The organism is Yersinia fenwicki, assembly GCF_043099325.1.
Taxonomy (GTDB): Bacteria; Pseudomonadota; Gammaproteobacteria; order Enterobacterales; family Enterobacteriaceae; genus Yersinia.
In genome coordinates, this window is the sequence record NZ_CP170755.1 from 3,857,837 (window position 1) to 3,881,304 (window position 23,468).

The following is a 23,468-nucleotide window of genomic DNA, read 5'->3' on the forward strand; positions in this document are numbered from 1 at the left end:
ACCGACTTTCCTCGCTCTAATTTCTCTCGAATAATCTGGTCACATCCCCACTGAAAACTGAAGAACGAAATAATTTAGACCATCATCTCGTTAGCCAAATTTAAATTAATAAAGCGAATCCCTTATTAACGCCCTTTATTTTCAGAATTATGCCCGGTTAATATCTTAAATTAATTTATTTTTAGATGTTATTTGAGCTTATTAAACGAACAGCTAATTATAATAAGTTGATTTTAATAGCCATCTGATAACAATAAACAAACCTTAAATGAAATTTCATGTAGGAGAATTCCCACATAAAGTTCTCTTGTGTTCCGATATATAAAATATGTTACATGTTGTCTAATTGCCCATCAAATTTGTAACTTAATCTCACTCATGGCATCACCTATGTATCTTTTGTGATTTGATCCATCATCGCTGGATACAGTAATAAACTCGCTGTGACAGAAATACAGTATGTGTTTGTTTTATTAGTAAATAATTAAATTAATCATATTATCTCTTGTGTATAAGGTGCTAATACCGACGAGCCTTAATATGACTACTTTATCTATTATCAACAAATATCCACTCACAGACTTTAGTCACAACAACAGTTTCACTATTTTTATGGCAGATATCCCGCACGTGATACACCGGAGGAATGCCGTTTAATTCATAAATACAAATAAGCGTATTTTGTTATTTTTTATTCATTATTGACTTATAGAGCATAGATAAGTATGAGCTTGCATCGCGTATCGTCACTACATCAAACCAAATCGTTAAATAAAACACGAATTTCTAAATCAGTAATCTGGGCAAATATAGTCATCCAGGCCATATTTCCGTTAAGTATTACTTTTACCCCTTCAGTAATGGCTGCTGGAACCGCCGCAGCCTCAGATGAGGCCCAGCGTTCGGCCTCACAGGCTGAACAGTCTACCGCTGATGCCGCAACAAGGTTGGCATCAATATTGGCTGATGGTGATTCAGCCAAACAAGCGAGTTCCATTGCGCGTGGCACCGCCACCAGTGCCGGTAATGAAGCATTACAAAAGTGGTTTAATCAGTTTGGTAGTGCGAAAGTACAACTCAATCTGGATGAAAAGTTGAGCCTTAAAGGCAGCCAACTGGATGTGTTGTTGCCACTGACCGATAGCCCAGATTTGCTGACCTTTACTCAGTTAGGTGGCCGTTATATTGATGACCGCGTGACATTAAACTTTGGCTTGGGCCAACGCCATTTCTTTGCCCAGCAAATGCTGGGCTACAACCTGTTTGTCGATCATGATGCCAGTTATAGCCATACCCGTATTGGCGTCGGTGCTGAATATGGTCGTGATTTTATTAATCTGGCAGCTAACGGCTACTTTGGTGTCAGTGGTTGGAAAAACTCCCCAGACCTTGATAAGTATGATGAAAAAGTCGCAAACGGCTTTGATTTGCGCAGCGAAGCTTATTTGCCAACCTTGCCACAACTGGGTGGTAAGCTGATTTATGAACAATATTTTGGTGATGAAGTTGGCTTGTTTGGCGTGGATAACCGTCAGAAAAATCCTCTTGCGGTCACTGTGGGTGTGAATTATACCCCAATTCCGTTAGTGACTGTGGGTGTCGACCATAAGATGGGACGCGCCGGGATGAATGACACTCGGTTTAATCTTGGTTTTAACTACACATTTGGCACCCCACTGGCACAACAGCTCGACTCTGAGGCTGTCGCAATTAAACGTAGCCTAATTGGTAGCCGCTATAATCTGGTCGATCGTAACAATCAGATTGTTATGAAATACCGCAAACAGAATTTGGTTACCCTAGAGTTACCAGCTCGTGTTAATGGTGCCGCAAGACAAACCATGCCTTTAGTGGCAAATGCCACGGCGCAACAAGGTATTGATCGTATTGAATGGGAAGCCAGTACCTTGACGCTCGCCGGTGGGAAAATGATCGGCAGTGGCAATAATTGGCAGGTAACATTGCCAAGCTATCTGGCGGGCGGTGAGGGTAATAACACTTATCGTATTAGCGCTATTGCTTACGACACCCAAGGTAATGCTTCTCCTGTTGCTTACAGTGATATCGTGGTAGACAGCTATGGGGTGAATACTACCGCCTCTGGCCTGACTGCTTCACCTGAGTCTATGCCGGCCAATGCTACAGCAAGCAGCGTGATTGAACTTAATATTAAGGACAATAACAACCAGCCGATTACAGGTATTGTCGATGAACTCACATTCTCTCTTGAAGTGGCAGAATTACCTGACTCGCAGCGCGCCAGAGTTGCACGTGCCGCGCCATTGCCGAGTGTTGAGTATTCGATAACGCAAATCAGCGAGTCAGCGCCTGGGGTTTATCAGGCCACACTCACAGCCGGCAGCAAACCACAACTGATTAATATCAGCGCTCAGATTAATGGTGTGCCATTGAGTGATGTGAAAACTAAAGTTGCCATGCTTGCCGATGAGAGTACTGCGACAATTCAAGATAGCAGTCTGCAAATTGTGACCAATGGTAGCATTGCCGATAATGCTACGGCGAACCAAGTGAAAGCGGTCGTTGTCGATGCTTATGGCAATAAATTGTCTGGTGTTGCAGTTAATTTCACCGTAGATACTGATGCTAATATTGTTGCGACTACAATCAGTGATAAACAAGGGATTGCAACGGCAACTATCACCAGTTCCAAGGCTAATAGCTACACGGTTAAAGCTGAATTGAATGGTGAAACACAACAGGTTGATGTGAACTTTATCGCTGATGCTGGTAGCGCCACTCTGGATGGCAGTGCTGAACATAAATTGCAGTTGGTTACTGACGGTCAGCCTGCCGATGGTAGTAGCACCAATATGGTAAAACTGACGGTGGTGGATAAGTTCGGTAACACCGTGCCTAATATCAATGTCGCTTTCAGTACCACGAGCGATGCAACAATCAGTGAATTTACCGCCACCGATGCTCAGGGTGTCGCCACAGCGAAGATACTCAGTGCCACGGCGGGTAACTATACTGTAACAGCAAAACTTAATGGTATGGACCAACAGGTAGAGGTGAACTTTATCGCTGATACGGCGACAGCCGTTATTACCGCGGATAACTTTACCGTGGAAGTGAATGATCAAACAGCAGGTAGCGGGACTAACCGGGTACAAGCTATCGTGCTGGATAAACAGGGAAATCCCGTCCCTAATATGACCGTGACTTTCGCAGCGAACAATGGTGTGACAGTAAAAACTGCGTCAGTCCAAACAGGTATTGATGGTAAAGCGGCAACCGACCTGACCATGGCTAATGTAGGTGGTACCATCAGTACGGTAACAGCTGCGATGACTAACACTGCGGGTGTCAGCAGTTCCACTGATAAAGATGTGACGTTCTATCCTGATTTCTCTAAAGCAACACTGAATACCCCGGTGAATGCTTATAGCGGCTTCAGTGTCAGCAGCGGTTTCCCAACCACTGGATTTAAAAACGCTAACTTCCAATTGGCACCACACGGTAATATTGCCAGTAATAGCGACTATGATTGGACCAGCAGTGATACGAGTATCAGTGTCAGCAGCTCAGGTTTGGTTAATCTTGATAAAGACACGACGGGAACAGTCACCATTACTGCAACCTGGAAACAAGACAAGAGTAAAGTATTCACTTATCAGTTTACGTTAAACGCTTGGGTTGGCGACTATAATTCGACCACAGTGAGTTGGGCTGTAGCCAATAGTGCATGTGTGGCTCAAGGGCTGAGATTGCCAAATGAGAGTGAGCTGTCAACCGGTGGTACGACACGTGGTATCGGTACTTTCTTTGGTGAATGGGGGAATCTGAATAATTATCCTGACTTCCCGTCAGCATCAATTATCTGGACATCAACCAGTGGCAATGATTTCCATCCGAACACTGGGGTATCACATGCGGGTGGTAACAGCAGTCTGGCTTATATGTGTGTCAGATAATCACACCATTAGCCTATCCCCATTGAGGGTTAGGCTACTGCGAAAAGACTAAGCGGTAATTAACTTTGTCAACACGAAAGCCAGCGGCTAACCCCGCTGGCTTTTTTGCAAGTTGTGCCGTGAAGCGAATTCGTGATAGAAAAACGCCATTATCCTTGGCTGATGTCGGGAGACCTTAAGCTCATCCCAATCCCTTGCGAAATAAGTCATGTTACCCGGCTTGAATATGCAGGAGTCTAGTGCCAGTGGTAGTATTATCTCGCATACTCATTTCTCCCTCAGTACCCACCTTCCATTAGATATGGATTAACACTAATCCTCCTCATAATGTAGAGATAATCAGTACATTTCGCTCTGGGGTTAGGTGATTTATAGTGGGGTAAATGAGGTGATAAGATAGATGAGAATTTAACGTATATAATTCAATTGATTATATTAATAAACCTCATGAATAACAGGTAGAAATAGGCATATATGATAGTTTTGTATCAGGATCAGCACATCATGGTGGTCAATAAAGCCAGCGGTTTGCTGTCCGTTCCGGGCCGCGCACCAGAGAATAAAGATAGTGTGATGACCCGTATTCAGGCCAATTTCCCGACGGCTGAATCCGTTCACCGGCTAGATATGGCGACCAGCGGCGTTATTGTGGTCGCGTTGACCAAAGCGGCTGAGCGCGAGCTAAAGCGGCAATTTCGTGAGCGTGAACCGAAAAAGTCTTATATTGCACGGGTTTGGGGCCATCTGGCACAAGATGAAGGGTTGATTGATCTGCCGTTAATTTGTGACTGGCCGAATCGGCCAAAGCAGAAAGTGTGTTATGAAACGGGTAAACCCTCGCAAACACTGTATCAGGTGCTATCACGGGATGCTGACGGCAGTACGCGAGTGAAGTTATCCCCCATCACCGGGCGCTCACATCAGTTGCGGGTTCATATGCTGGCGATAGGTCACCCTATTCTTGGTGATGGCTTCTATGCCCATCCCGAGGCTAAAGCAATGGCACCCAGATTACAGCTGCATGCGCAGGAATTATGTATTACTCATCCGGAGTTTGGGACGGTAATGCATTTTAAATGCGAGCCAGAATTTTGATTTTTCAGTAGAAAATTGATTCAGGATCAAACCAGATCGGAATACAGCATCCGATCTGGCTTTAGCTTTCCTGACACAAGAATTCTTACTTGAATCCCTTCTCGCGCTTGATCAAATCATATGCGGCCTGGATCTCTTGAGCTTTTTGCTTAGCCATCTCCATCATTTCAGGCGGCAATCCCTTCGCCACCAATTTATCTGGATGATGTTCCCCCATGAGTTTACGGTAAGCACGTTTGATGGTAACACTATCATCCGTACTGCTTACCCCCAGCACCTTGCAGGCATCCTCTAATGTCGGGCCATTTGATGTTTGCTGGTAGCCACCTTGAGAGTATCCTCCCTGCTGACCATGCCAGGCACCACCGCCAAACTGACGCCCACCTTCGATCATGCTCAGGAACTGATCAAACTGACCGCGAGAAATCCCTAACTCTTCCGCAATGACATACAATACTTGCCGTTCGTTAGGATGCAAAGAGCCATCAGCAAATGCGGCCTGCAACTGGATTTCCAGAAACATCCGAATTAAATCAAAACGACCAAAGCAAACTCCGCGCAATTCCTGCAACCGCTCACGCAACGGGAACCCACTCTCTTTCCCCTCACGAAATGCTTGCTGTGCCGCAGTTCGAGCTTCGCCATGCAATTGCATTCTATCCATCAATTGACTGGCGAGTTGAATATCAACCTCCGTTACCCGACCTTTAGCCTTGGTTAAATGTCCCATGACCTGAAAAGTGGTGCGGAAAAAAATTAATTGTCGTGTTTGTTGATCGGCAAAAAAGCCGCGGCGCTTTGTGCTACGCGCCCTGTCGACCATATGGCCAACCAGCAACCCAAGTATCGCACCCCAGACTCCACCGGATAGAAATCCCAGTATTAGCCCGAGCAGTTTTCCCCAATACTGCATATACTCCTCAATTCATCATGCCGTCAGTCAAAATTTGCATTATCATACTCGGCATTCAGCTCAGCGCCTAACAGCGAGACGTGTAAACGGCCGGATTTAACACTAGCGCAACTGTGATGAGTAATATAGTCTCAGACCGTTTGCCGGCATGATGCCCCCCGATGACGGAACACCAAAACCGCGTATGAAAAAAAGATTCCCAACACTGCTGGCCACATTGATATGGACGGCACTATATAGCCAGCACACTCTGGCTGACCTTTCCGAGCAATGCATGCTTGGCGTACCTACCTATGACCAACCTTTAGTCACAGGCGATCCGAATCAGCTACCGGTTCGTATTAATGCGGATAAAACCGAAGCCAATTACCCAGACAACGCCCTGTTTACAGGTAATGTTGTTGTCCAACAAGGTAATAGTACGTTAACGGCCAATCAGGTAGAGCTGACACAGGTACAAAAACCCGGCGAAGCTATCCCGGTTCGTACTGTAACAGCCACTGGCGACGTTAATTATGACGATCCGCAAATCAAGCTGAAAGGCCCGAAAGGCTCGTCAAACTTGAATACTAAAGACACTGATATGGATAAAGGCAAATATCAGATGGTCGGTCGTCAAGGCCGTGGTGATGCGGATTTAATGAAATTACGTGGTCAGAACCGCTATACCATTTTAGAAAATGGGACATTCACCTCTTGTCTGCCGGGTGATAATAGCTGGAGTGTTGTCGGTTCAGAGGTTATTCACGATCGCGAAGAAGAAGTCGCAGAGATCTGGAACGCCCGCTTTAAAATCGGCAAAGTACCGGTGTTCTACAGCCCGTATATGCAATTACCGGTTGGCGATAAACGCCGCTCTGGTTTCCTGATCCCTAATGCGAAATACACCAGTAATAACGGCTTAGAATTCATGCTGCCATATTACTGGAACATTGCGCCAAACTTTGATGCCACCATTACCCCTCATTACATGGAGCGACGTGGTTTACAGTGGCAAAATGAGTTTCGTTATTTATTGGCTCCGGGCTCCGGTACCATGGCATTGGACTGGCTGCCGAGTGACCGGTTATATCACGGCACTGATGGTTTAGAAAAAGACCCCACTCGCTGGCTATATTACTGGGGCCACTCCGGTGTGATGGACAAAGTTTGGCGTTTCAATGTCAACTACACCCGAGTCAGTGATCCCGATTACTTTACCGACTTAACATCACAATACGGCTCAACCACTGACGGCTACGCCACACAAATCTTCAGTGTCGGTTATGCTGACCAGAACTGGGATGCCACTCTGGCTTCCAAACAGTTCCAGGTATTTACGACCGGCGGTAACAATAATGCTTACCGCGCTCAGCCGCAGCTGGATATGAACTACTATAAAAATGATATTGGTCCGTTTGATCTGCATGTCTATGGTCAGGCCGCCAAGTTCACCAGTGTTAATCCGGAAAATCCGGAAGCTGCTCGTTTCCATATCGAACCGTCAATGAGCCTGCCTTTGTCCAACGGCTGGGGTAGCTTAAATACTGAAGCTAAATTACTGGCAACACACTACCAACAAGACATTCCAAACGGTTTCGCCAGTAATTATGCAAGTCAGAATAATGGCGCAACAGCTCCAGACCTAAAAGATTCGATTAACCGTGTCATGCCGCAATTTAAAGTTGATGGCAAGGTGGTATTTGATCGGCCAATGGATTGGGCGAAAGACTTCACCCAAACATTGGAACCGCGCGTACAGTATCTCTATGCTCCTTATCGGAATCAGGATGATATCTATATTTACGACACCACGTTGATGCAGTCGGACTACTCTGGTCTGTTCCGTGACCGTACTTATAGTGGTCTGGATCGTATAGCTTCCGCAAATCAAGTGTCGACCGGTTTAACTTCTCGCATTTATGATGATGAGCTGGTTGAACGTTTTAACGTCTCGGTGGGTCAAATCTATTACTTTAGCCGTTCGCGGACAGGTAATAGTGAAACCATTGATAACAGTGATGATACTGGTAGCCTGGTTTGGGCAGGGGATACATTCTGGCGAATTAACGATCAATTGGGCCTGAAAGGCGGGGCGCAGTATGATACCCGGTTGGGGAGTTTAACCCTCGGCAATGCGGTAATGGAGTATAGGAAAGACGCCGAGCGTATGATTCAATTGAATTATCGCTATGCCAGCCCTGAATATATTCAAGCAGCTGTGCCGAACGTGAAAAGCCCGGGTTACCAACAGGGTATTTCTCAGATTGGTACCACCGCCAGTTGGCCGATTGCTGACCGCTGGGCATTGGTTGGAGCTTATTACTACGATACCAAAGCCAATCAGCCTGCAAGCCAATTGGTTGGCGTACAATACAATACTTGTTGTTGGGCAATTAACTTAGGTTATGAACGGAAAATCACTGGTTGGAACAACCAAAATGAAACCAGTAAGTATGACAACAAAGTCAGCTTTAACATCGAATTACGTGGTCTGAGCAGCGACCATAACCTGGGTACTGCGCAAATGCTTGGCTCAGGTATACTGCCTTATCAAAGTGCATTCTGATACTGTGTAACACACTGAATACAGTGAATTTTAACCCGCAAAAGCGGATTACATAAATGGAAAAGGTATGAAGAACTGGAGAACGCTTATTCTCGGATTGGTTGTCTGTGCCAATACCGCGTTCGCAGCACCACAAGAAGTTGATAAAGTTGCCGCAGTGGTTGATAACGGCGTCGTTCTGCAAAGTGATGTCGACGGTTTGTTACAATCAGTGAAACTGAATGCACAGCAAGCTGGGCAGCAAGTTCCTGATGATGCGACATTGCGTCATCAAATTCTTGAGCGCCTGATCATGGATAATATCCAATTGCAGATGGCGAAGAAGATGGGGATTACCATCAGTGACGAAGCGCTGGATAAAGCCATTGCAGACATTGCCGCCCAAAACCGCATGACGCCTGCTCAGATGCGTAGTCGCTTAGCCGCAGATGGTCTGAATTACGATACCTATCGTGAGCAAATCCGCAAAGAAATGCTAACGTCAGAAGTGCGTAACAATGAAGTGCGCCGTCGCATTACTATTCTGCCGCAAGAAGTTGAGTCGTTGGCCAAACAAATTGGTAACCAAACTAGCGGTGATGCCGAGTTGAATCTGAGCCACATACTGATCCCATTACCAGAAAACCCATCTCAACAACAAGTTGATCAAGCAGAAGACCTGGCGAAAAAATTAGTATCCGACATTAAAGGCGGAGCTGATTTTGGTAAATTGGCTATCGCAAACTCTGCCGACTCTCAGGCCCTGAAAGGCGGCCAGATGGGCTGGGGTAAACTACAGGAATTGCCTTCTCTGTTTGCTGAAAGACTGCAATCAGCGAACAAAGGTGATGTTGTTGGTCCAATCCGTTCCGGTGTCGGTTTCCACATTCTGAAAGTAAATGATATTCGTGGCGCTGATAAGACTATTTCAGTTACCGAAGTTCATGCGCGTCACATCTTGCTGAAGCCCTCACCAGTTATGACCGATGATCAGGCTCGTGCTAAGTTAACGGCTGCGGCTGCAGATATTAAGAGCGGCAAAGCCAACTTTGCTACAATCGCTAAAGAGATCTCTCAGGATCCAGGTTCTGCCATGCAAGGCGGTGATTTGGGTTGGGCTTCGCCAGACATTTATGATCCTGCATTCCGTGATGCACTGATGAAACTGCAAAAAGGCGAAGTCAGCGCACCCGTACATTCTTCTTTCGGCTGGCATTTAATTCAGGTTGTTGATACCCGTCAGGTAGACAAAACTGATGCAGCACAGAAAGATCGGGCGTACCGTATGCTCTTTAGCCGTAAGTTTGCAGAAGAAGCTCAAACTTGGATGCAAGAGCAACGTGCCGCAGCTTATGTGAAAATTCTTGATGGTAGTGATGCAAAACCACAATAACCGTATTGTCATCACCCCCGGCGAGCCTGCCGGGGTTGGGCCGGATTTAGTCGTTGCTCTAGCGCAGCAGGATTGGCCTGTTGAACTAGTGGTTTGTGCTGACCCGGCTTTGCTACTTGCCCGCGCCAGCCAACTTAATCTGCCATTGAAGCTACGTGAATATCAGCAAGATAAGCCAGCAGTGGCACAACTTGCTGGCACTCTGACTATTTTACCTGTGAAAATAGCGGCAGAGGTAGTTCCAGGCCAGCTTGATGTCAAAAATAGCCACTATGTAGTGAGAACCCTCGCTAAAGCCTGTGATGGTGCCATCAGTGGCGAATTTGCCGCATTAGTCACTGGCCCAGTACAAAAAAGCATTATCAATGATGCAGGTATCCCTTTTATCGGGCACACCGAATTCTTCGCTGACCGTAGCCACTGCTCACGAGTGGTGATGATGTTGGCTACAGAAGAGTTGCGCGTAGCGCTGGCGACCACACACTTGCCTTTACTGGCAGTGCCTGGGGCAATAACACAAGCCAGTCTGCATGAAGTGATTTCCATTCTTGATAATGACCTGAAAACCAAATTTGGTATTAGCCAACCACAGATTTATGTGTGTGGACTTAATCCTCATGCGGGTGAAGGGGGTCATATGGGCCATGAAGAGATCGATACGATAATTCCAGCGCTAGATGCATTACGTCGGCAAGGGATAAACCTTATTGGCCCACTCCCGGCAGACACACTATTCCAGCCCAAATATCTGCAACATGCAGATGCCGTTCTGGCCATGTATCATGACCAAGGTCTGCCAGTACTGAAATATCAAGGGTTTGGCCGGGCAGTTAATATCACTCTCGGTTTGCCTTTTATCCGCACATCTGTGGATCACGGCACCGCTTTAGAACTCGCCGCAACCGGTACTGCCGATGTTGGTAGTTTCATTACGGCATTAAATTTAGCCATTAAAATGATAAATAACAGCAATGAATAATAGAGTCCACCAAGGGCATTTTGCCCGCAAACGCTTTGGACAAAACTTTTTAAACGATCAGTTTGTCATCGATAGCATTGTCTCCGCTATTCATCCGCTTCCAGGTGAGGCGGTAGTTGAGATTGGTCCCGGCTTAGGCGCATTAACTGAACCTGTAGCAGCCCGCATGGATCATATGACGGTCATTGAGTTGGATCGTGACTTAGCCGCTCGTCTGGCCAGCCATCCTCAACTGAAAGATAAGCTCACTATCCATCAAGAAGATGCGATGAAAATCAATTTTTCTGAATTGGCCGAGCTTGCCGGACAGCCATTACGGGTATTTGGAAACCTGCCATACAACATCTCTACCCCGCTGATGTTCCATCTTTTCAGCTATACTTCTGCTATTCGTGACATGCATTTCATGTTGCAAAAAGAGGTGGTTAATCGCTTGGTTGCCGGGCCTAACAGTAAAGCTTATGGTCGTTTGACAGTCATGGCGCAATATTATTGCAACGTCATTCCTGTGTTGGAAGTGCCGCCAACTGCGTTTACTCCGGCCCCCAAAGTGGATTCAGCTGTAGTGCGTCTAATCCCTCATGTGAATACGCCTAACCCGGTCGGTGATGTGCGTATGCTCAGCCGCATTACGACACAAGCTTTCAACCAACGCCGAAAAACCGTGCGTAACAGCTTGGGTGATCTATTCACTCCAGAGCAGTTAATCGAATTAGGTATTGACCCGATACTCCGGGCAGAGAATATTTCGGTAGCGCAATACTGTAAGCTGGCTAACTGGCTTTCAGCTCAATCGACACCGCAAGAATAAGCAGGAGCACATTATGATTGAACAGCCCCGCGTTTGTGTACAGGTGCAAAGTATCTATGTGGAAACTCAGTCGATACCAGACGAGGAACGGTTCGTCTTTGCCTATACTGTGACGATTCGTAATCTGGGCCGTTCAAGTGTGCAACTCATGGGTCGCTATTGGTTAATTACTAATAGTAATGGCCGGCAGACAGAAGTTCAGGGCGAAGGCGTTATCGGTGAACAGCCGTTGATCCTGCCAGGTAACGAGTTCCAATACACCAGCGGGGCCGTGCTAGAAACGCCGCTGGGTACCATGGAAGGGCATTATGAGATGGTTGATCATCTTGGTCAGGCGTTCCGTACTGTGATTCCGGTGTTCCGCTTAGCGATCCCAACACTGATCCATTAATCCTGACCTCAACTATGTCTACTTATCTTATTGGCGATGTTCACGGCTGCCTTGACGAGTTGCTTGCGCTATTAGCGCAAGTTGACTTTGATCCGCAGCAAGATACCTTGTGGTTGACCGGCGATTTAGTTGCCCGCGGCCCCGCTTCACTCGACGTATTACGCTATGTCCGCTCATTAGGACCTGCTGTTCGTATGGTTCTGGGTAACCATGACCTGCACTTATTAGCGGTTTACGCTGGCATTAGTCGTAACAAACCTAAAGATCGTATCACCCCGCTGCTTGAAGCCCCTGATGCTGACGAACTGATTAATTGGTTACGCCGCCAACCGGTTTTGCAGGTTGATGACGAACTAAAATTAATTATGGCTCACGCCGGTATCACCCCTCAGTGGGATATTGAAACGGCCAAGATGTGTGCCCGTGAAGTAGAGTCTGTGTTGAGCAGTGATAGCTATCCACTCTTCCTGGATGCAATGTACGGTGATATGCCCAATAACTGGTCACCCGACTTGACGGGGTTAGCACGTTTGCGTTTTAGCACTAATGCATTGACCCGCATGCGTTTTTGCTTCCCAAATGGGCAACTGGATATGATCTGTAAAGACACACCAGAAAACGCCCCTGCCCCGCTTAAGCCTTGGTTTGAGCTACCACGACTGGTCAGCCCTGAGTATTCGATTATCTTTGGTCACTGGGCATCATTGGAAGGGAAAGGTGTACCAGAAGGAATTTATGGGCTGGATACGGGATGTTGCTGGGGAGGCAATTTAACCCTGCTTCGTTGGGAAGATAAACGTTATTTCACACAATCCGCTTTCAAAGTTGAAGCTGAAATAACCAATGCTGACGAAATAGCCGCAGCAGCAAAAGATCCCTCTAGTTACTTGTAAGATATAAATAATTAGACAATGAAAATTAAAAAAGCCTGCTAATAAACAGGCTTTTTCTTATTTCAGGCTATAGCTGCGACTAGCGGCGTTCTAGGATCTCGAAACAATAGCTGTGTGAATTAGCCTCGTCTGCATCATGGAACTCACTGAAGGTGCTTTCCCACTCATCGGGTTCATAATCTGGGAAATGGGTATCGCCTCCAACTTCAGCATCAATGTGGGTAAGATACATACGGTTAGCGCGGCCTAAGAATTGCTTATAGACACGGCCGCCCCCCATCACCATCACTTCTTCTGCATCACCCGCCAAAGCGAGTGCGTCATCAATAGAGGTTGCCCACGTTACCCGATCATCCGTTCCCGGTTGACTACTGATAACAATATTCAACCGCCCCGGCAGAGGGCGACCAATAGATTCGAATGTCTTACGACCCATAATTACCGGTTTATTTAGCGTGTTACGTTTAAACCAGGCTAAATCAGCTGGTAAGTGCCATGGCATGGCGTTTTCCATACCAATAACGCGATCCGCTGCCAATGCAGCAATCAGGCTGATAATCATTGTTAAACCCTGTAGGCTGCGAGAGCCAGTACCGAAAAATTGCTCACACTATACGTAAAGCCTAATCCAGCGTCGATAGCGATAAGCAGGCTAATTACACATATAAGACTGCTCTTAGCCCACTACAAAAACAGAGACAGAAAAAAACCTTATACACCAGGACGTTTGCGATATAACCACAATCCTGGCAAAGATAAACCAATCGATAACGAACCAACAATAAATGACGCTTTTAAGAAATTGGTTACCATGGTGGACATCAAGACTTCGCTATAACCCAAGTGAGATATCTCAACAACCGATATCATTGCAGTATAGGCAGAAATCCCAGGGAACATGGGTATAACGGCCGCTACAGTGAAGACTTTTGGGTGAGCCAGTAACCAGCGCGACCAATTGATGCCAATGATACCAATCATTATTGAAGCCAATAATGAAGCCAGCTCGATATTCATACCAAAGTGAACCATCAACATACGCGAGCCGTGTCCGATTGCTCCTAATAAGGCGCAATAGCGTAATGCCCGCACTGGCACGTTGAATACCATCGCAAAGCCCAGTGCCGGAATAGCCGCCAGCACCATGTCCTGCAATAACGCCCAGAGTAAACTCATGACCACCCCCGCAATCCCCACGTCGCCATGGCAAATATCACCCCGATACAGGTTGATAGCGTCAATAAACTTGCCATCGCCCAGCGAGCCAAACCGGTATTAACATGCCCTTTAAACATATCTGCAACCGCGTTTATCAACGGGAATCCGGGAACTAATAACAGCACGCTAGCCGCCATTGCTACACTAGATGCCTCGTGGAAAAACGGTAAACGCATTAATAACCCGGAGACAGACGTCGCGACAAAAGCCGTGATACAGAAATTAATCAGCGGATTCATATGCCGGGCCGTTAAACTTTGGCGCACGAACATCGCCAGCCCACTGGCTAAAAAAGTGATGGAAAACGCATCCCAACCGCCACCATTTAGCTTGCTAAAACAGCCACATGATAAGGCGACCATCACCACTACTAGCCATCGCGGGTAACGCAGTGGTTTAATATTTTCAAGGCGTTTTTCTACATCTTTTGCATCCAACAAATGGTGCTCCGCCATGATCACAATATGCTGCACCTCTGTCACAACGTGCATATTGATACCACGGTCAGTATTCTTGCGCGTGGAAGTCAGGCAATTCCCCTCGCTAATAGTGGTTAAAACGACGGCGTTGGCTGAGATAGAACTTTCAACACTGTCCATCCCCAAGGCGATACCAAGGCGCGCGGATAATTGCTCAACCAGCATACTTTCAGCACCATGTTGCAGCAGCAACAGCGCACACTTGATACACAACCGTGTAATTTCCCGCTGCTTCTGATTTAGTATTTCATCGCTTATCACATTATCCAGGCTCATATTCGTGCATCACTGTCCATCAAAAGAGTAAAAGATAAATGCTCAATGCCATTTGACTGACAACTCAGCCCCTTGAGCAAATAAGAATATGCAGCGGAAACCTAGTGGCGCTATTATCGTCAAAACGCCCTACTCTTACTCGGTAATCCTTATGCTAGAAACTTCTTTATTCGTCGCGACTATTGCTACATTGGGGATGATCTCACCCGGTCCCGATTTCTTTTTAGTCATTAAAAACGCAGCCCGCTATCGCCGCCCCGCAGCAATGATGACAGCGCTCGGGGTAATTTTGGGTGTCGCTACACATATGTCTTATTGTGTGGCTGGCCTGGCGGTAGTGATCACCACCACCCCATGGCTATTCAATTTTCTGAAATATGCTGGAGCATGCTACTTGATCTGGATTGGTATCCAGGCACTGCTATCGCGTGGAGAAAGTAAGTTCAGCATCGATAACGCGACACAATCCCCCATCACACTGAAAGCCGCCTTCTTGCAGGGATACCTTTGCAATCTATTAAATCCGAAAGCGACTCTTTTCTTCCTCGCCGTTTTCACACAAATATTACAGATTAACTCCGGCGTGGGTGAAAAACTGTGGTACGCCTCAATCATCTGGATACTTGCCGTTATTTGGTGGCCTTTGCTAGTGATTCTGATTCAAAGTGCGCCAGTCCGCCGTGGTTTGGCAAAAGCACAAAAAGTTGTCGATAAATTGCTGGGCGGCCTGTTGATCGGCCTGGGTATCAAAGTGGCGCTAAGCTAGCAGCAACAGCGTTGAGCTGCCCCAGAGCCTACTATCTACAATTCAGTGAGAGTTAACATTGGTGAAGATCAATGTTGTTTATGAACAATATTATTGTTTATGAATAATACATTTGTTTATTACAAATACTGTCTTCACGGGTAAAAACTGCGACTTTATATCCAAAGTAATTGGAGTTGCAGGTAGGTAGCAAACGAATAAGTCCCGATGAGCTTACATCAGTAAGTGATTCGGGTGAGTGAGAGTAGCTAACACCCCTGCGGCTTCAAATACGCAGGATATGCGAACATAAAAAAGGGCGATGTCTCCATCGCCCTGCTATTTATACCGAAGATTAACCTTTTATCTTCTTAATCTTGGCATGCATTTCTTGTACTGAAATCACTTGCTCGGTCGGATCAGCATTCAGTGCCATCGCTGTGGCGAAGCCGCCGTTCAAGGTGGTGTCATAATGCACCTTATATTGCAGGGCACTGCGGCGGATCAGTTTAGAATCTTCGATCGCCTGACGCCCGGCTGTGGTATTCACGATATAAGTGTATTCACCATTCTTGATTCGGTCCTGAATATGTGGACGACCTTCATGCACCTTGTTGACCAGACGTGGATTTATTCCAGCCTCGCCTAACACTACCGCGGTACCGTGAGTGGCATCCAGCTCAAAGCCCTGTTTCAGCAATTTGGCGGCTAAATCAACCACCCGATGCTTATCACCCTCGCGCACGGATAACAGCGCACGGCCACTCTTTTTCATACCAGACTGACTGCCCAGCATAGCTTTAGAGAAAGCTTCGGCGAAGGTACGGCCAACCCCCATGACTTCACCGGTAGAGCGCATTTCTGGCCCTAAAATCGGATCAACACCGGGGAATTTGTTGAATGGCAACACCACTTCTTTTACCGAATAATAAGGCGGAATAATCTCTTCCAGAACACCTTGCTGTGCCAGTGTCTGCCCTACCATCACGCGCGCGGCAATTTTTGCCAGCGGCATGCCGGTCGCTTTAGAGACGAATGGCACGGTACGAGCTGCTCGCGGGTTGACTTCAATCAGGTAAACTTCGTTATTTTTTACCGCAAACTGCACGTTCATCAAGCCGCGGACACAAAGTTCAAAGGCCAACTTTTCCACTTGCTGGCGCATCACATCCTGAATTTCTTTGCTCAGGGTGTAAGCCGGCAATGAGCATGCTGAGTCACCGGAATGAACCCCGGCTTGCTCAATGTGCTCCATGATGCCGCCGATTAGCACGCGCTCACCATCACAAATGGCATCGACATCCACCTCTACCGCATCATCAAGGAAGCGGTCGAGCAATACCGGTGCATCATTTGACACACTCACAGCATTTTGGAAGTAACGGCGCAGGTCAACTTCGTCATAAACGATTTCCATTGCACGGCCACCCAACACATAAGATGGGCGAACCACCAGCGGGTAACCCAAACCTGCTGCTTTTTCAACTGCTTGCTCGATAGTCGCTACCGTAGCATTTGCCGGTTGTTTCAAGCCCAGACGGTTTACTGCCTGCTGGAAACGCTCACGGTCTTCGGCGCGGTCAATAGCATCCGGGCTGGTACCAATAATCGGCACTCCGGCAGCTTCCAGTTCACGCGCTAATTTCAATGGCGTTTGACCACCGTATTGCACAATAACACCTTGCGGTTTCTCGATGCGGACGATTTCCAGCACGTCTTCCAGTGTCACTGATTCAAAATAGAGGCGGTCAGAGGTGTCGTAGTCAGTAGAAACCGTTTCAGGATTACAGTTCACCATGATGGTTTCGTAACCGTCTTCACGCAGTGCCAGTGACGCGTGTACACAGCAATAGTCGAACTCAATCCCTTGACCGATACGGTTAGGGCCGCCACCCAGCACCATAATTTTCGGGCGATCGCTGGTTGGATTGGATTCGCACTCTTCCTCATAAGTCGAGTACATGTAGGCGGTATCGGTTGAGAATTCGGCCGCACAGGTATCTACACGCTTATAAACCGGGTGCAAACCATACTTGTAACGCAGCTTGCGCACTTCACTTTCAGCCGCACCGACCAACTTCGCCAAGCGGGCATCGGCAAAACCTTTGCGTTTCAAGTGACGCATGAACTCTGCGGTCAAACCATTGATACCGAGCTCTGCTACATTCTCTTCCAGACGCACCAGCTCTTCAATCTGAACCAGGAACCAGCGGTCGACGTTGGTCAGGTTAAAGACACCATCAACAGACATACCAGCGCGGAATGCATCAGCGATATACCAAATTCGGTCAGAACCTGCTTCTTTCAATTCACGGCGAATTTTAGTCAGGGCTTCTGGATCATCAAGGCTGACTTTAGGGTCAAAACCAGTTGCGCCCACTTCCAAACCGCGCAGTGCTTTTTGCAATGACTCCTGCTGAGTGCGACCAATGGCCATCACTTCACCCACAGATTTCATCTGGGTTGTCAGGCGATCATTGCTACCGGCAAATTTTTCGAAGTTAAAACGAGGAATTTTAGTGACGACATAGTCGATAGATGGCTCGAAGGAAGCCGGAGTGCGGCCGCCAGTGATATCATTCATCAATTCATCAAGGGTGTAACCCACTGCCAGCTTGGCCGCAATTTTGGCAATCGGGAAACCGGTTGCTTTAGATGCTAAAGCGGAAGAGCGAGATACACGTGGATTCATTTCAATGACGATCAAACGACCATTTTTCGGATTAACCGAGAACTGCACGTTGGAGCCGCCGGTCTCCACGCCAATTTCACGCAGCACTGCCATCGAGGCATTACGCATGATTTGATATTCTTTATCCGTCAGGGTCTGCGCCGGTGCCACAGTGATGGAGTCGCCGGTATGAATACCCATGGCATCGAAGTTCTCGATGGAGCAGACAATGATACAGTTGTCGTTTTTATCGCGAACAACTTCCATCTCATACTCTTTCCAACCAATCAGTGACTCGTCAATCAGTAACTCTTTAGTTGGCGATAAATCCAAGCCGCGCTCGCAAATTTCTTCAAACTCTTCGCGGTTATACGCGATGCCACCACCGGTGCCGCCCATGGTAAAGGATGGGCGGATAATGCATGGGAAGCCGACGTCAGCCGCAACAGCCAGCGCTTCTTCCATATTGTGCGCGATACCTGAACGAGCGGTATCCAGACCAATTTTTTTCATCGCAATATCAAAGCGACGACGGTCTTCAGCTTTATCGATAGCATCAGCGGTTGCACCAATCATGGTGACACCGAATTCAGCCAGCACTCCTTGACGCTCCAATTCTAGTGCGCAGTTCAGTGCAGTTTGGCCGCCCATCGTTGGCAATACAGCGTCTGGGCGTTCTTTTTCAATGATTTTGCGCACAACTTCCCAGTGAATCGGCTCGATATAAGTTGCATCAGCCATTTCTGGGTCAGTCATGATTGTGGCAGGATTAGAGTTGACCAGAATAACGCGGTAACCCTCTTCACGCAGCGCTTTACAAGCCTGGGCACCGGAGTAGTCAAACTCACAAGCCTGGCCGATAACGATTGGGCCTGCGCCCAGAATCAGGATGCTTTTTATATCTGTACGTTTTGGCATGGTTTGACGCTCCTGATTATTTATTAGTATGGCTAGCGGCTGTCGCGCGATAAGCTTCAATCAGCTCGATAAAGTGATCAAACAGCGGAGCGGCATCATGCGGCCCTGGGCTGGCTTCAGGGTGACCCTGGAAGCTGAAAGCTGCTTTATCGGTACGGTGGATCCCTTGCAGGGAACCATCGAACAAAGAAACGTGGGTAGTGCGTAGAGTGGACGGCAATGTGGTTTCATCAACGGCAAAACCGTGGTTCTGCGCAGTGATCATCACGCAATTGGCATCCAAATCTTTCACTGGGTGGTTGCCGCCATGGTGGCCAAATTTCATTTTTACGGTTTTTGCACCGCTAGCCAGAGCCAGCAGTTGATGACCTAAACAGATACCAAATACCGGGATATCAGTTTCCAGGAAACGTTTAATCGCCGCGATAGCATAATCGCATGGCTCTGGGTCACCTGGGCCGTTGGATAAGAAAATGCCATCCGGATTTAACTTCAGGACATCTTCAGCCGGGGTCTGCGCCGGAACAATGGTCAGGCGGCAACCACGGTCAACGAGCATGCGCAGAATATTGCGTTTTACTCCGTAGTCGTACGCCACAACATGGAATGGCAGATCTTCAGGTTTTTGTGCCGCCGGTAAATCGCCTTCCAGAGTCCAGCTGCCTTGCCGCCATTGATACACTTCTTTGGTGGTCACTTCTTTGGCCAGATCCATCCCTTTCAAGCCTGGGAATGCTTTTGCTTTTTCCAGCGCCAGCGCAGCATCTGATAAGTCACCCACAATAATACAGCCGTTTTGCGCGCCCTTCTCACGCAGCAACCTTGTCAGCTTACGTGTATCGATATCTGCAATCGCAACTATATTGTGGCGCTTGAGATACTCAGATAAGCCTTCTTCATTACGGTAATTGCTGGCAATCAATGGCAGGTCGCGGATAACAAGACCTTGGGCGTGTACTGCGGAGGATTCTTCATCGGAGGCATTGGTGCCGACGTTGCCGATATGAGGATAAGTAAGAGTGACGATCTGGCGGGAGTAGGAAGGATCAGTAAGGATTTCTTGATAACCGGTCATCGACGTATTGAAGACCACTTCCCCCACTGCCGTACCCTCTGCCCCGATGGCCCGACCGTGAAATTGGGTTCCGTCTTCGAGAACCAATAGCGCTGACTTAATCAAAACATCCTCCAAGGAATAAACAGTCACATTATTTGCATATTAATTCATATCTAGCGACCTAAATCAATGCAAAAACCGCCCTCAAAGCTAATTTTTGGCAAATTGGGCGCATTTTAATGATGAGTGACGCTCTTGTCTAGCCAAAGTGCCATTTTTTCTCTGTTTTTTACCGTTCTCGTTAAAATGAGACGATTATAGTGGCAAAAACACATGCTAACTTAGCATAGTAAACGGTTGCGAGAGTATGTGAATGAAAAAAATCGTTCTGACGTGATGAAAACGAGTACTAATCGATAACGAGGACACTAAAAGATAAAAAACCGAGACAAAACACGACAAAAAAGACATTACATATAAAAAAATGAATAAACATGTAATTATATAAACAAACAAAAAAGGACAATAAAATATTGCCCTGTTATCATATGATTATGATAAAAATAACCACATCACGGGTTGTGCTTTACATCTTTAAAGTTCATTCAAACTCAGTACATCTCGCATATCAAACAAGCCATTATCATGGTTAGAGAGCCATATGGCAGATTTAACGGCACCATTGGCAAAAGTCATTCGGCTAGTGGCTTTATGGGTGATTTCAACCCGTTCGCCAATGTCGGCAAACATGGCGGTGTGCTCCCCGACAATATCGCCAGCACGCACTGTCGCAAAACCAATAGTGCCTGGTTTGCGTTCTCCAGTATGGCCTTCGCGGGTATAAACTGCGCAATCTTTCAGTGATCGTCCTAAGGATTCAGCAATAGCCTCTCCCATCGCTAACGCAGTCCCTGACGGCGCATCAACTTTATAGCGGTGATGCGCTTCAATAATTTCGATATCAGTGTAATCGCCCATCACTTTGGCAGCTTTTTCAAGCAACTTAAGTACCACATTGACCCCAACACTGAAATTTGCAGCGAACACAATACTGATATCTGCTGATGCGGCGCTGATGGCGGCTTTACCGGCATCATCAAAACCGGTGGTTCCAATCACCATTGCCTTATGATGTGCGCGGCAAATAGCTAAATGTTCCAGAGTACCCTCTGGTCGAGTAAAGTCGATTAACACATCAAAATGATCAGTTACTTTGGATAAATCATCACTTACGGTGATATTTAGCAAACCAGTTCCGGCCAGTTCACCTGCATCGCTTCCCACCAGAGTGGACCCCGCGCGCTCTACTGCGGCACCCAGCACAACACCTTTCGTCTGCGTGATTGCCTGAATAAGCTGTCGCCCCATACGGCCGCCGGCACCGACAACAGCGATGCGAATTGTTGAATTAGTCATGATCTCTCCCAATATTGTGTCATCTACCCTGACAAGGGTTCAGATTAGCCGCCCGTCATGGACTCTGCCAGCCTATTTAATCTGTATTAGAAAAAAATGATATACGCCTGCTTTTATCAGTGAAACCACTTAATTCCTTACATAACATTAATTAACCTGCGATCTCATCATTTTCATCGTTACCCCAGCGCTTTATCTAGATGGCCTTATCGTCATAGTACGCCATTTGATATGGTGCAGTTATTTCGCATATTCATGCAGTTATGCCGAAATACACCCATAAAAAAGCAGCCACTAGGGGCTGCTTGATATGAGTTATGAATATCTGAGATCAATCGATCTGCTTAACCTCAACGCGTAACTCTTTTGGTACTTCGAATACGATACTTTCTTCGCGACCACGAAGCTCAACCGACCCACCTGCACCAAGCGCTTGTAAGCGGGCAATCACTTGCTGGACCAAAATATCGGGTGCAGAGGCTCCTGCGGTCACCCCAATGCATTTCGCATTCTGTAACCATGATTCTTGGATATCAGCTGCAGAATCAATCAGATAAGCTGATTTACCCATGCGTTGCGCGAGTTCGGCTAACCGGTTTGAGTTAGATGAGTTTTTCGACCCTACCACCAAGACAACATCTGCATCATTCGCCAAATTCCGCACCGCTTCCTGGCGGTTAGTCGTGGCGTAGCAGATATCATCTTTACGTGGGCCGATAATCTTCGGGAAACGCCGGTGTAAAGCATCGATAACAGCGGAAGTATCGTCAACTGACAAAGTGGTCTGAGTCATAAAGCAGAGGTTATTCTCATCTTTAACATTCAGTTTCCAAACATCATCAGGCGACTCAACTAAATACATCCCGCCTTTCGGGTTGTTGTATTGTCCCATCGTGCCTTCAACTTCCGGATGACCAGCATGACCAATCAGAATAGCTTCTTTCCCTTTCCGGCTAGCGCGTGCAACTTCCATATGCACTTTAGTGACCAAGGGACAAGTTGCATCAAACAGCATCGTCAATTCACGAGCACGGGCTTCAGCTCGTACCGCTTGTGACACTCCATGGGCCGAGAAAATCAAAATGGAGCCATCTGGCACCTCAGCGATATCCTCGATAAAAATAGCTCCGCGCTCACGCAGGCTATCAACCACATAGCGGTTATGTACCACTTCATGGCGTACATAGATTGGCGCGCCATACATCTCGATCGCGCGTTCAACAATACTGATAGCCCGATCAACTCCGGCACAAAAGCCGCGTGGATTAGCCAGCAATATCTGCATGCATTGCCTCCTGTTGGGGATCTATCTCCAGCACTTCAATATCAAAGCTGACGATATGCCCTGCCAACGGGTGATTAAAATCAACAGTAATCGACTCTTCTGCGACTTCCCGCACCACGCCCGGCATTTCACTGCCATCACGAGTGGTAAACAGCATAATCGTACCCGCATCCGGCACACCGGTTTGCGCGAAATCACGCTGCGTAAAGTACTGAATCAAATCAGGGCTTTCTAAACCGAATGCATCTTCAGGTTGTAAGCTGAAAGCGTGTTTGTCACCCACTTTCAAGCCGATCAACTGCTGCTCCAGCGCATCGGAAAGGCTGTTATCGCCTAACCGAAATAGCGCAGGTTTACCGTGAATATGAGTTGATTCTGCCGTTGAACCATCTTCCAATTTCAGAGTGAAATGTACCAATACAGCGCTCTTGTCTTGTATAAAATGGTCTTGCATCCGCTCTGGCAT

Annotated in this window: 18 protein-coding genes; 9 read left to right on the plus strand and 9 right to left on the minus strand. The window is 47.1% G+C overall.

Annotation, left to right across the window (positions count from 1 at the left end):
* The first annotated feature begins 860 nt into the window (after positions 1–860).
* The gene (locus ACF3VQ_RS17515; protein WP_392432326.1) at positions 861–3,935 is read left to right on the plus strand and encodes an inverse autotransporter beta domain-containing protein; all 3,075 of its coding nucleotides are present in this window, start codon (positions 861–863) and stop codon (positions 3,933–3,935) included.
* Between the two features lie 474 nt (positions 3,936–4,409).
* Complete coding sequence (rluA, locus tag ACF3VQ_RS17520; RefSeq protein WP_392432327.1) at positions 4,410–5,030, plus strand: bifunctional tRNA pseudouridine(32) synthase/23S rRNA pseudouridine(746) synthase RluA; 621 nt, start codon at positions 4,410–4,412, stop codon at positions 5,028–5,030.
* Positions 5,031–5,115: 85 nt separating this feature from the next.
* Here the strand turns inward: rluA and djlA are convergent, their stop codons facing one another.
* Positions 5,116–5,943: a co-chaperone DjlA gene (gene djlA, locus ACF3VQ_RS17525; protein WP_005167009.1), complete on the minus strand. Its 828-nt coding sequence runs from the start codon at positions 5,941–5,943 to the stop codon at positions 5,116–5,118.
* Between the two features lie 184 nt (positions 5,944–6,127).
* On the opposite strand from djlA, the gene lptD reads away from it, so the two are divergent.
* The 6 genes from lptD (at position 6,128) to apaH (ending at position 12,937) form a co-directional block, all read left to right on the plus strand.
* Positions 6,128–8,491 carry an LPS assembly protein LptD gene (lptD, locus tag ACF3VQ_RS17530; RefSeq protein ID WP_392432328.1) on the plus strand — a complete coding sequence of 788 codons (2,364 nt, stop codon included), beginning with the start codon at positions 6,128–6,130 and terminating at the stop codon, positions 8,489–8,491.
* 67 nt (positions 8,492–8,558) lie between these two features.
* Positions 8,559–9,863 (plus strand): peptidylprolyl isomerase SurA, encoded by a 1,305-nt coding sequence (gene surA / locus ACF3VQ_RS17535; RefSeq protein ID WP_392432329.1) that lies wholly within the window; start codon positions 8,559–8,561, stop codon positions 9,861–9,863.
* Complete coding sequence (gene pdxA, locus ACF3VQ_RS17540; RefSeq protein ID WP_392432330.1) at positions 9,847–10,842, plus strand: 4-hydroxythreonine-4-phosphate dehydrogenase PdxA; 996 nt, start codon at positions 9,847–9,849, stop codon at positions 10,840–10,842. The genes surA and pdxA overlap by 17 nt, the downstream gene beginning before the upstream one ends.
* Positions 10,835–11,653, plus strand: a complete 819-nt coding sequence (gene rsmA, locus ACF3VQ_RS17545) for a 16S rRNA (adenine(1518)-N(6)/adenine(1519)-N(6))-dimethyltransferase RsmA (RefSeq protein WP_392432331.1) — start codon at positions 10,835–10,837, stop codon at positions 11,651–11,653. Before pdxA ends, rsmA begins: the two co-directional genes overlap by 8 nt.
* Positions 11,654–11,666: 13 nt before the next feature.
* The gene (gene apaG, locus ACF3VQ_RS17550) at positions 11,667–12,044 is read left to right on the plus strand and encodes a Co2+/Mg2+ efflux protein ApaG (protein WP_392432332.1); all 378 of its coding nucleotides are present in this window, start codon (positions 11,667–11,669) and stop codon (positions 12,042–12,044) included.
* Positions 12,045–12,058: 14 nt separating this feature from the next.
* A complete protein-coding gene (apaH, locus tag ACF3VQ_RS17555; protein WP_392432333.1) occupies positions 12,059–12,937 on the plus strand; it encodes a bis(5'-nucleosyl)-tetraphosphatase (symmetrical) ApaH in 879 nt (292 codons plus the stop codon).
* Between the two features lie 79 nt (positions 12,938–13,016).
* Here apaH and folA read toward each other — a convergent pair whose 3' ends face one another.
* The 3 genes from folA to ACF3VQ_RS17570 all read right to left on the minus strand — a co-directional run bounded on the left by folA (position 13,017) and on the right by ACF3VQ_RS17570 (position 14,910).
* Positions 13,017–13,499 (minus strand): type 3 dihydrofolate reductase, encoded by a 483-nt coding sequence (folA, locus tag ACF3VQ_RS17560; RefSeq protein ID WP_050121592.1) that lies wholly within the window; start codon positions 13,497–13,499, stop codon positions 13,017–13,019.
* A gap of 149 nt (positions 13,500–13,648) precedes the next feature.
* Positions 13,649–14,113 (minus strand): threonine/serine exporter, encoded by a 465-nt coding sequence (locus ACF3VQ_RS17565; RefSeq protein WP_019080545.1) that lies wholly within the window; start codon positions 14,111–14,113, stop codon positions 13,649–13,651.
* Positions 14,110–14,910, minus strand: coding sequence for a threonine/serine exporter ThrE family protein (locus ACF3VQ_RS17570; RefSeq protein ID WP_392432334.1), 801 nt, complete (start codon positions 14,908–14,910; stop codon positions 14,110–14,112). Before ACF3VQ_RS17570 ends, ACF3VQ_RS17565 begins: the two co-directional genes overlap by 4 nt.
* A gap of 151 nt (positions 14,911–15,061) precedes the next feature.
* Between ACF3VQ_RS17570 and ACF3VQ_RS17575 the strand changes: the two genes are divergently transcribed.
* Positions 15,062–15,676, plus strand: coding sequence for a LysE family transporter (locus tag ACF3VQ_RS17575; RefSeq protein ID WP_392432335.1), 615 nt, complete (start codon positions 15,062–15,064; stop codon positions 15,674–15,676).
* Positions 15,677–16,010: 334 nt separating this feature from the next.
* Here ACF3VQ_RS17575 and carB read toward each other — a convergent pair whose 3' ends face one another.
* From carB to fkpB, 5 genes are all read right to left on the minus strand, one after another.
* A complete protein-coding gene (gene carB, locus ACF3VQ_RS17580; RefSeq protein WP_392432336.1) occupies positions 16,011–19,244 on the minus strand; it encodes a carbamoyl-phosphate synthase large subunit in 3,234 nt (1,077 codons plus the stop codon).
* A 16-nt stretch (positions 19,245–19,260) separates the two neighbouring features.
* Positions 19,261–20,424 carry a glutamine-hydrolyzing carbamoyl-phosphate synthase small subunit gene (carA, locus tag ACF3VQ_RS17585; RefSeq protein WP_392432337.1) on the minus strand — a complete coding sequence of 388 codons (1,164 nt, stop codon included), beginning with the start codon at positions 20,422–20,424 and terminating at the stop codon, positions 19,261–19,263.
* A gap of 471 nt (positions 20,425–20,895) precedes the next feature.
* On the minus strand, positions 20,896–21,717 hold the full coding sequence (dapB, locus tag ACF3VQ_RS17590) for a 4-hydroxy-tetrahydrodipicolinate reductase (RefSeq protein WP_392432338.1): 822 nt from the start codon (positions 21,715–21,717) through the stop codon (positions 20,896–20,898).
* Positions 21,718–22,048: 331 nt separating this feature from the next.
* Positions 22,049–23,002 (minus strand): 4-hydroxy-3-methylbut-2-enyl diphosphate reductase, encoded by a 954-nt coding sequence (gene ispH / locus ACF3VQ_RS17595; protein WP_392432339.1) that lies wholly within the window; start codon positions 23,000–23,002, stop codon positions 22,049–22,051.
* Positions 22,983–23,468, minus strand: coding sequence for an FKBP-type peptidyl-prolyl cis-trans isomerase (fkpB, locus tag ACF3VQ_RS17600; protein ID WP_392432340.1), 486 nt, complete (start codon positions 23,466–23,468; stop codon positions 22,983–22,985). The genes ispH and fkpB overlap by 20 nt, the downstream gene beginning before the upstream one ends.

What these genes read in the sequence shown, in the direction of transcription:
- folA (WP_050121592.1), bottom strand. Translation starts at nt 13,499, where the DNA reads ATGATTATCAGCCTGATTGCTGCATTGGCAGCGGATCGCGTTATTGGT.
- ispH (WP_392432339.1), bottom strand. Translation starts at nt 23,002, where the DNA reads ATGCAGATATTGCTGGCTAATCCACGCGGCTTTTGTGCCGGAGTTGAT.
- apaG (WP_392432332.1), top strand. Translation starts at nt 11,667, where the DNA reads ATGATTGAACAGCCCCGCGTTTGTGTACAGGTGCAAAGTATCTATGTG.
- rsmA (WP_392432331.1), top strand. Translation starts at nt 10,835, where the DNA reads ATGAATAATAGAGTCCACCAAGGGCATTTTGCCCGCAAACGCTTTGGA.
- djlA (WP_005167009.1), bottom strand. Translation starts at nt 5,943, where the DNA reads ATGCAGTATTGGGGAAAACTGCTCGGGCTAATACTGGGATTTCTATCC.
- ACF3VQ_RS17515 (WP_392432326.1), top strand. Translation starts at nt 861, where the DNA reads ATGGCTGCTGGAACCGCCGCAGCCTCAGATGAGGCCCAGCGTTCGGCC.
- ACF3VQ_RS17575 (WP_392432335.1), top strand. Translation starts at nt 15,062, where the DNA reads ATGCTAGAAACTTCTTTATTCGTCGCGACTATTGCTACATTGGGGATG.
- lptD (WP_392432328.1), top strand. Translation starts at nt 6,128, where the DNA reads ATGAAAAAAAGATTCCCAACACTGCTGGCCACATTGATATGGACGGCA.
- dapB (WP_392432338.1), bottom strand. Translation starts at nt 21,717, where the DNA reads ATGACTAATTCAACAATTCGCATCGCTGTTGTCGGTGCCGGCGGCCGT.
- fkpB (WP_392432340.1), bottom strand. Translation starts at nt 23,468, where the DNA reads ATGCCAGAGCGGATGCAAGACCATTTTATACAAGACAAGAGCGCTGTA.
- surA (WP_392432329.1), top strand. Translation starts at nt 8,559, where the DNA reads ATGAAGAACTGGAGAACGCTTATTCTCGGATTGGTTGTCTGTGCCAAT.
- pdxA (WP_392432330.1), top strand. Translation starts at nt 9,847, where the DNA reads ATGCAAAACCACAATAACCGTATTGTCATCACCCCCGGCGAGCCTGCC.
- carB (WP_392432336.1), bottom strand. Translation starts at nt 19,244, where the DNA reads ATGCCAAAACGTACAGATATAAAAAGCATCCTGATTCTGGGCGCAGGC.
- ACF3VQ_RS17570 (WP_392432334.1), bottom strand. Translation starts at nt 14,910, where the DNA reads ATGAGCCTGGATAATGTGATAAGCGATGAAATACTAAATCAGAAGCAG.
- apaH (WP_392432333.1), top strand. Translation starts at nt 12,059, where the DNA reads ATGTCTACTTATCTTATTGGCGATGTTCACGGCTGCCTTGACGAGTTG.
- ACF3VQ_RS17565 (WP_019080545.1), bottom strand. Translation starts at nt 14,113, where the DNA reads ATGAGTTTACTCTGGGCGTTATTGCAGGACATGGTGCTGGCGGCTATT.
- rluA (WP_392432327.1), top strand. Translation starts at nt 4,410, where the DNA reads ATGATAGTTTTGTATCAGGATCAGCACATCATGGTGGTCAATAAAGCC.